6 protein-coding genes and 1 pseudogene are annotated in these 7,870 nt (G+C 55.4%); 4 read left to right on the top strand and 3 right to left on the bottom strand.

From position 1 onward, the window contains the following. Window positions 1-295: 295 nt before the first annotated feature. Window positions 296-627, bottom strand: a pseudogene (gene rpsF / locus POI8812_RS17430) (30S ribosomal protein S6). A gap of 1,177 nt (window positions 628-1,804) precedes the next feature. Between rpsF and POI8812_RS17425 the strand changes: the two are divergent. The 3 genes from POI8812_RS17425 (at window position 1,805) to POI8812_RS17415 (ending at window position 4,633) form a co-directional block, all read left to right on the top strand. Then, window positions 1,805-2,617, top strand: a complete 813-nt coding sequence (locus tag POI8812_RS17425) for an RNA ligase family protein (protein WP_108783906.1) — start codon at window positions 1,805-1,807, stop codon at window positions 2,615-2,617. After that, a complete protein-coding gene (locus POI8812_RS17420; protein WP_108783905.1) occupies window positions 2,610-3,755 on the top strand; it encodes an AAA family ATPase in 1,146 nt (381 codons plus the stop codon). The genes POI8812_RS17425 and POI8812_RS17420 overlap by 8 nt, the downstream gene beginning before the upstream one ends. A 290-nt stretch (window positions 3,756-4,045) precedes the next feature. Beyond that, on the top strand, window positions 4,046-4,633 hold the full coding sequence (locus tag POI8812_RS17415) for an NAD(P)H-dependent oxidoreductase (RefSeq protein ID WP_108783904.1): 588 nt from the start codon (window positions 4,046-4,048) through the stop codon (window positions 4,631-4,633). Between the two features lie 259 nt (window positions 4,634-4,892). Here POI8812_RS17415 and POI8812_RS17410 read toward each other — a convergent pair whose 3' ends face one another. Next, entirely contained in the window at window positions 4,893-5,633 is a 741-nt protein-coding gene (locus POI8812_RS17410; RefSeq protein WP_108783903.1) for a hypothetical protein, read from the bottom strand. Between the two features lie 607 nt (window positions 5,634-6,240). Then, window positions 6,241-7,412, bottom strand: a protein-coding gene (locus POI8812_RS17405) for an IS3 family transposase (protein WP_108783902.1) whose coding sequence is annotated in 2 segments (ribosomal slippage) — window positions 6,241-7,163 and window positions 7,163-7,412 — 1,173 coding nt in all. Because the reading frame shifts where the segments join, the coding sequence is not laid out codon by codon here. Between the two features lie 208 nt (window positions 7,413-7,620). Between POI8812_RS17405 and POI8812_RS17795 the strand changes: the two genes are divergently transcribed. Further along, complete coding sequence (locus POI8812_RS17795; RefSeq protein WP_211310433.1) at window positions 7,621-7,869, top strand: transposase domain-containing protein; 249 nt, start codon at window positions 7,621-7,623, stop codon at window positions 7,867-7,869. Window position 7,870 lies beyond the last annotated feature (1 nt).

Below are 7,870 nucleotides of genomic sequence, written 5' to 3'. Positions count from 1 at the left end.
CAACCAATCGCTGCGTCGGTCGAGCGGCAATGTGAAATGATCCTTCGAGCGCTCGCTAATAGCGGTTAAAGCAACTCCGCAAAACCGACATTCGCCGCCTTGCAGAATTACGGTAGGTTTTGGGCTCTCTCCGGCCATTAGCTGCACAGCGCCATAAGGCAAATCGCTGAGCTCCGTCAGGAGATGCCGGCCCTTAGCTGCCGTTCATCGCGCGCGATGGTGCCGCAGCGCAGCATCCCATTAGCGGACATTGGGGGGGGCGGCATGAGCGATCGGCTTTCTAGCTGCTCTCAGATCAATCGCGGCGCGGGCCGCGCTCGTCACGGGCGTTCTTGGCCTGGATGACGGTGGACGGGTCTTCCTCGTGGTCGTCCACGCGGACGGTCAGAACGCGCATCACGTCCTTATGCAGACGCATCAGACGCTCCATCTCTTGCACGGCGGCGGACGGCGCATCGGACCGCATATAGGCGTAGTGGCCCTTGCGGTTCTTGTTGATCTTGTACGCCATCGTCTTGAGACCCCAGTATTCGGTCTCGGAGACGGAGCCGCCATTGTCAGTCAGCACAGCGGAAGATGCTCGCTCAGGCCCTCGGCCTGAGCGGTCGAGATGTCCTGCCGGGCGATGAAAGTATGCTAGTAGAGAGCCATGGCTTTCACCTATGTCGGGCGCGCTTCAAAATGTGCCAAGTGACTCCGGCGCAGGCACATACGAGGGGCGTCGCCATTCGAAGGAATAGCGCCGGAAGGGGCGTTACACATGGGTTCGTAGCCCATACAACAGCGTTGCGTCCCAAAGGGATTTCGGGAAAGTTAAGGTGCGAGATCACTGAGTCCGCAGACAAGTGGAATACTTCTATTGCCTATCAAATCGATAAAATTAGTGCTTTCCCTTCTGATATTTTTGTTGTTGTGCGACTTCGCTGTAAAGCACACAGTATTGACGGTTTCTGATCAGCACAGGCGTCTCGCAGCCCTACAATACAATTTTCCCGACAGCATATCCGACGACGGATTCGGGCCGTGTAGGGCCGTCCGATTGTTGTATATTTATAGGTTTGAGGTCTGCTCATATTACAGCAGAAACTACATTTCCAATGGAAGGCAATATTACATCCTGAACTACGTTCCTAAATATCCCTTGGCGAGTTTCCGCGGAGTAAGCTCTCTCCTGTTGTGTAGAACTTTTGACTCGTGCAGAGTTCCTCTCAATCAAGTTTTTGTTGAAACAGAGTGATCCACCGAATGACACCTTACAATTTATATGCGCAGATGGCGGATGGTTCCTACGAAGACACCGTTGTCGATCAGTGGCGATTGTCAGGTGTTCCCACCTCCACGGCGGATGAATGGAGCATAGTAAGTCATACTCGAAACTCGGAGAGTGGATTTGCTGCCGCGGCCTTCCAGAATTCTAGAACGAATGAGCTGGTGGTCTCTTTCGCTGGAACAACACCATTTTCAGGGGCGGATATGGCTGTGCTGTGCTACCCGAAGTGTCCCCGCTCGGGGTTAGATTTTCCGCACTTTGATCACACAGACGGGCTGGACGCGTCTGGCAATTTCATCAGCGCAGCTGGGACCTTGTTCCCGATTGCGCTGTGCGGGACAAAGCTGACAAATCGATTGCGACTTTGAATGTCCGCTGTTGATTTTTGCTTTTGCCAACGTTAATCGGGCTGCCTGTCTCAACCCCGAGCCCCACGGAAGTCCGATGTAATCGCAGCGCACATAATCAAACCTACACCCCGACAAATCCTGCCGGGTGGTTTTGTGCGACCAAGCGATACATCGTGAGACTGTTATGGATATTCAGAAATACCCGCGTACGCGGCACATTGAAGGTTCGCGCCTTCAGGTTGGCGATATGGCGGATGACAAACCAATCAAAGAGCTTTCAGGTCAGCCCCTGCTTGTCGAAGAAAAGCTCGACGGGGCCAACTCTGCTGTGTCTTTTGACGCGAATGGCAAGCTGCTGCTGCAGAGCCGCGGGCATTATCTGACTGGCGGTGGCCGCGAACGTCACTTCTCTTTGCTGAAGACCTGGGCGGCGGCCCATGCACATGTCCTGCGCTCTGTGCTGGGGCACCGCTTCGTCATGTATGGCGAGTGGATGCATGCCAAACACACCGTGTTCTATGACCAGCTGCCGCATTACTTCATGGAGTTCGATGTGCTGGACCGGGACACCGGCCATTTTCTCAGCACAGCGGCTCGTCGGGCTTTGCTGACCGGATTGCCGATCATGCCGGTGCCCGTCGTCCATACCGGCGAAGTCAGGTCTGTTGACCAACTGGTCAGCCTGACCCGGCCTTCACCGTACAAATCGGAAGACTGGCGTGACTCACTGGCACAGGCAGCCGAACGGTCTTGTAGCCGTCCCGACATGGTTGATCAGCAGACAGAGGACAGTGATCTGGCCGAGGGGCTCTATCTGAAGCAAGAAAATACGGACCACGTGGAGGACCGCTTCAAGTTCGTCCGTGCTGACTTCTTACAGGCGATTGAGGCGGCTGACGGGCACTGGCATGACCGTCCGATCCTGCCCAACGGCTTGGCCGAGGGCGTCGACATCTTTGCACCCTCGCTGGGTGTGGAGGGGGCCTACGATGCGTAAACCCGTCCAAAACGTCGTCACCCATGACCACCTGCTGGCTTTGGTTCCAAACGGTCCAGTCTGGCAGGTGGATTGGGGCGGGATTTGGTCGCTATGGCCAGAGCTTGGCATCCTCGACATCTGCCCGCAGGACCCGATCCACCATGCCGAAGGCAATGTCGGCACGCACACACGAATGGTGGTCGAGGCTCTGGTGGCGGATGCCGATTGGCAAGGTCTTCCCGATGTAGACCGAACCAATCTGTTCTGGGCTGCTGTCCTGCATGATGTCGGCAAGCCTGCCGTTACAAAGCATGAGGATGACGGGCGCATAACTTCCAGAGGTCATTCCCGTCTAGGTGCATCCATTGCACGGGAACTACTGTGGTATGCGGGGTCGCCGTTTGCCTGGCGCGAAGCCCTGTGCGGGATCATCGCCCACCATCAACTACCATTCTGGCTGATCGAGCGGCCTGATCCAAACCGTATGGCGATTGAGACATCCTGGCGGTGCAGGCCGGATCACCTCTGCCTTCATGCCAAGGCCGACGCCATCGGTCGCAAATGTGAGCACCAGCAATCCATCTTGGAGAGTGTGAGCCTCGCCGCATTGACCTTCCAAGAGGCCAACTGTTGGGATCAGCAATTTGACTTCGCCAATGACGAAAGCCGGGTTGCCTTCTTTGAGTTGGAAGACCGAGACCCGCAATATGAGGCCCACGAGGCGTTCCCTTGTACGGTTACCGTCATGTCCGGTTTGCCTGGTGCAGGGAAGGATACCTGGATCGGGAAACACCGCCCAGAACATCCTGTCGTCAGCCTTGATTTGATCCGAGATGAACTAGGCGTGTCTGCGACTGATAATCAAGGCCAGGTCATCCAGGCTGCGCATGAACGCGCGCGCGAGCACCTGCGGGCCGGGCGTGATTTTGTTTGGAACGCTACCAATGTGACCCGACAGAACCGGTCCAGGGTTCTGCGGCTACTGCGTGACTATGGTGCACGCGTGGAGATTGTCTATCTCGAACCGAGCCCAGACCAACTGCGGCGTCAGAACAGGGATCGACCAGATGCCGTGCCCGAAGCTGTGATTGACCATCTGTCGAAGAAGCTAGAACCGCCCCGGTTCTGGGAGGCGCACGAAGTAAACCTAGTGTAGCAACGCCGAGCGAATGCGGACATCCAAGCGTAGCGTGGCATTTGGGAGATATGGGCTCATTCGAGACGTTGGTGGCACAGCAGTATTGGTGTGATCACTTTGGAGCGGGCCATTTATCTCGGCCCTTAGCCGACCTTGGGGCAGGGAAGTGAGTGTTGCGCCGGAGTTCTCCATACCTGCCATTCGCGGCGATGCAGCCTTCGCAATTCGGTGGTTTATCCTTGGCGCAAATACATCCCAAAAACTATTTGATTGCTGGTAACTAACTTAGAAACGACCCTGGCCTTAAAATGCACGTACTAACCATCCTTGATCACCCCGATACAAATTCCTTTAGCTCAGCCATTGCCAGAGAATTTTGTGCCGGAGCAGAAACGGCCGGACACACAACCGAATTGGCTGACCTACACGCCGAGAACTTTGACCCGCGCTGGTCATTGGCTGACATTGAAAGTGGCCGTTCAGGTCAAGTTCCGGACGACATATTGGCGGAGCAAGATCGCATTGGTCGCGCTGACGCAATCGGCTTTGTCTTCCCGCTTTTCTGGTGGGGAATGCCCGCGATGACCAAAGGGTGGATAGATCGTGTTTGGTCGTGGGGATGGGCATATGATCAACTCGACGATCCTGAAAAGTCGCTGCAACGATCGAGAACTGGGATCTTGCTTGTGCCTGCCGGCGCACGTTCCGACGAAATGCAGGAACTGGGTTACACAGCGGCGATTGAGAAAGCGTGGATTGATGGAACTTTCGGCTCTTTCGGTTTTACAAAGCGAGAACTGGTCCTGCTGAACGGCTCCAAAGGATCGAGTAAGAGACGCCAAGACCTTTTAAGGCGCGCCCATAGTCCCGGTGCGTCTTTGGAAGATATCGCCTGACGGCGCCTTGAAGTTAGTCAGTGGTGGGTAGATTGATGTTTGGCGACCGAACAGGACTCTAACGTGCACGAGCAAGCCTCCCAGGTGAGTGTGAGTTGAGCCGATCGAAGACCGACCAACGATGCAAGTCTGTTGGCCGGTCGGTCAGAATGGCGCATGAGATTGGGTCATCGAACTAGTTTTCGTTCGACACCGGGCGTCCAATCCCAATCCCAATCCCAATCGCTCAACGAAACGGTAGTTGTTGCGCGAAGCTCACTCACACATAGGCGATGTTGACTACGACGTTGTCGATTTGAACCAGTGACACGGTGTCATGTGTCCAGGCTCCATCGGTGCTCATCTTCCACTCCATGTCGACATCGGCTGATATTGAGCGCGCCTTTGTTTTTGTCGTGACCTCAGAGCGGGTATTTGAAAAGGCAATGCTCATCTGTTTCCCGACGTTCTCTTGAGGCACTAGCTTCCCGCGCGCACGGCCGAGGCGTGCTTGATGTCCAAAATATGCGACTTCGTCGCTGTCCCAATCATTCGTACGTGTCCATCCATTCACGAGCGCAGTCATCTCAAGCTTCGCTGGCGTCCCCTTTGCGCGCTGGATCTGCGTCAAGGGGATCTGCAACGTGTCGTTGTCGCTAGTGCTGGTTTTAGCCATGATACGTTTGAGTGCCCGCACACTTGCTCCGGCAATTCCGTTGGCAGCTGACATATCCCCAGCAAGGCTGGTTCCAATGGCAGCAACAGACCCGTTTGTGGCAGTCGTGAGAAGACTAACGATCTCGTCTAAATCCGCGCCTTTGGTGACCGCCATTGCTGATTTAATCGTGAAAGTAACCTGCAAGGCTTCGGTCACCTTGTCTGGTTCAGAAATCGTGATGGTGCCCGCATCCTTAATTCGTTTCAGAACCGTCTTTGCATCATCTTGAGGCCCCACGTACGGCGTGATCCGGCGAAGAAGTGGAAGGTTCTTCGATACAATATTCTTGAGACTGGTTTTCATGATCTGGCTCCCAAATTATGGTCGCCCCCCGCAGTGCGATCATGAAACATCCCTCAGCACCTGGCAATGAGCTTCAACACGGTGGCACGAACTAAGAATGAAAGCCAGACATCAGCTTTTGGGGTCCAACGACCAATCCTGCGCTTTGACTTCGAGGGTTTGGTCTCGCAGATAGAAGTGAAAATGCCTTGCTCCGGATCCGCTCATCTTTATCCAGGGAGTGGGGTCGAGGTCGTCTCTTGTTTCGCCAGTTATTTCGTAGAACTCCCCCCAGGACGGAGCGAGTCCGCTGAAACGACATTGGCCGTCGTACCAGCCATGATCATTTAACGAAGTTAGACGATACAGCCGGCAGCCTGAGAACGTTAATGTGATTGAAGATACGTGCTCGTATTTACGATACGAGTAGGGATTTGGTCGCAAGTGGATCATTAACGCATGACTATTGTGTTCAATGCGAAGGCGCGCGTCATTGGGGTGCGCGTTCCAAGTTTCATTGAGGTGCTTGAACGTTGGCAAATCCTTGGCCCGAAAGTGCCAAGGCAATTCGTCCCTAGGTGTCCAAGCTACAGCAATGGAGTTGGAGTTCCCCCGGTTTTGTGGACGGTTATGGGCTTAGAGATTCCAGCCCTTCAGCGGCAGTCCTTTCGTAGTTGACCGGTGACTTGTAACCCAAGGCTGAGTGACGACGCGAGGGGTTGTACCATCCTTCAATAAACTCGAAGCAGGCAACGCGAGCCTCCGCTTTGGTCTTGAACTTCCGACGGTCCAGCAGTTCGCATTCGAGCGTGGCGAAGAAGCTTTCGCACATTGCGTTGTCATAGCAATCGCCAACCGACCCCATCGAAGGGCGCACGCCCATTTCTTTGCAGCGCAAGCCAAACGCCACCGATGTATATTGCGATCCCTGATCGCTATGGTGAATGACGCTGTCGGGCTTGCGCTGTGTGACGGCCATATTCATCGCGTCGATGACAAGCTGCGCCTTCTGGTCGTTGCCCATAGCCCAGCCAATGATCCGGCGGCTGAAGGCATCCAGAACGACGGCCAGATACAGAAAGCCTGCCCAGGTCGGCACATAAGTGATGTCGGCAACCCAAAGCATATTCGGCGCATCCGCATAGAAGTTCCGGTCAACCAGATCACTTGCAGGTCGGGCGCGCGGATCGCGTTCAGTGGTCACAACGAATTTGCGGCGGCTGACGCCCCTCAAGCCCTTGGCTTTCATCAGACGCTCGATGCGCTTGCGGCCGACTTGGATGCCATCTTCCGCCAGTTCAGCGTGAATGCGCGGCGCGCCATAGGTCTGCTTTGATGCTTCATGGATGGTGGCGATCCGGTCGGTGAGCGCGTCATCGGCAACCTGCCGGGCACTGGGCGGGCGGCTGTGGTAGGCATAGAAACCGCTGCGGGACACGTCCAAAGTACGTGACATCATCTGGATCGAATACTCGGCTTGGTTCGCGGTCATGAACTTGAAGACCTCCGCGATGTCACGTCGTTTTGTGCAAACCAAGCCGCGGCCTTTGATAAGATGTCCCGCTCTTGGCGGAGTTGCCTGACTTCTTTGTGAAGCTGACGCAGTTCTTCCATTTCCGTGCTGGTCAGGCGGTCAACGCGGTCACCATCGTCGGCACCGGCCTGCTTAACCCAGTCATGGATCGTTGCAGCGCAGGGCTCATATTCCCGCGCAAGACTTTCAACACTGCGACCAGCTCGCGCCAGCCCAACCAATTGTTCCCTAAATTCCGTCGGGTACGGGGTCCTCGTTCTCGGCATGAAAAACACTCTCCTTCATCAGTGAAAAAGTGTCCATCAAACCGGGGGAACTCCAACTCCAACTCCAACTCCATATGGCGTAAGCCATCCACTGCGCCCTTGCCCGGTTGCCAAAGGCGCGGCCATATCTCAAGAACGGCCACCTTGAGCTCGACAAAATACATCAGGGCGCGCGGTCAAACCCTTCGCCATCGGCCGGAAAAACTTGATGTTTGCATGCTCCGAGGGCGGCGGCAAAGCCATGGCAAGCGCCATTACCGTCATTGAGACCGCCAAGCTCGACAACGTAGACCAACAAGCGTGGCTGACATGGCTACTCTCCCAAATCGCCGACCTCAAGATCACGCGCTTCGACGAGCTCCTCCTCGGCATTGCGCTTATCAAGCAGCGTAAAAGCTGCTTTCCAAGCCGACAGGTCGGATTCAAAGGACAGGCGCGGAGAGGCGGTCGAGGGTGAG

Source organism: Pontivivens insulae (genome assembly GCF_900302495.1).
Taxonomy (GTDB): Bacteria; Pseudomonadota; Alphaproteobacteria; order Rhodobacterales; family Rhodobacteraceae; genus Pontivivens; species Pontivivens insulae.
This window is presented reverse-complemented; position numbering and strand designations above follow the sequence as displayed.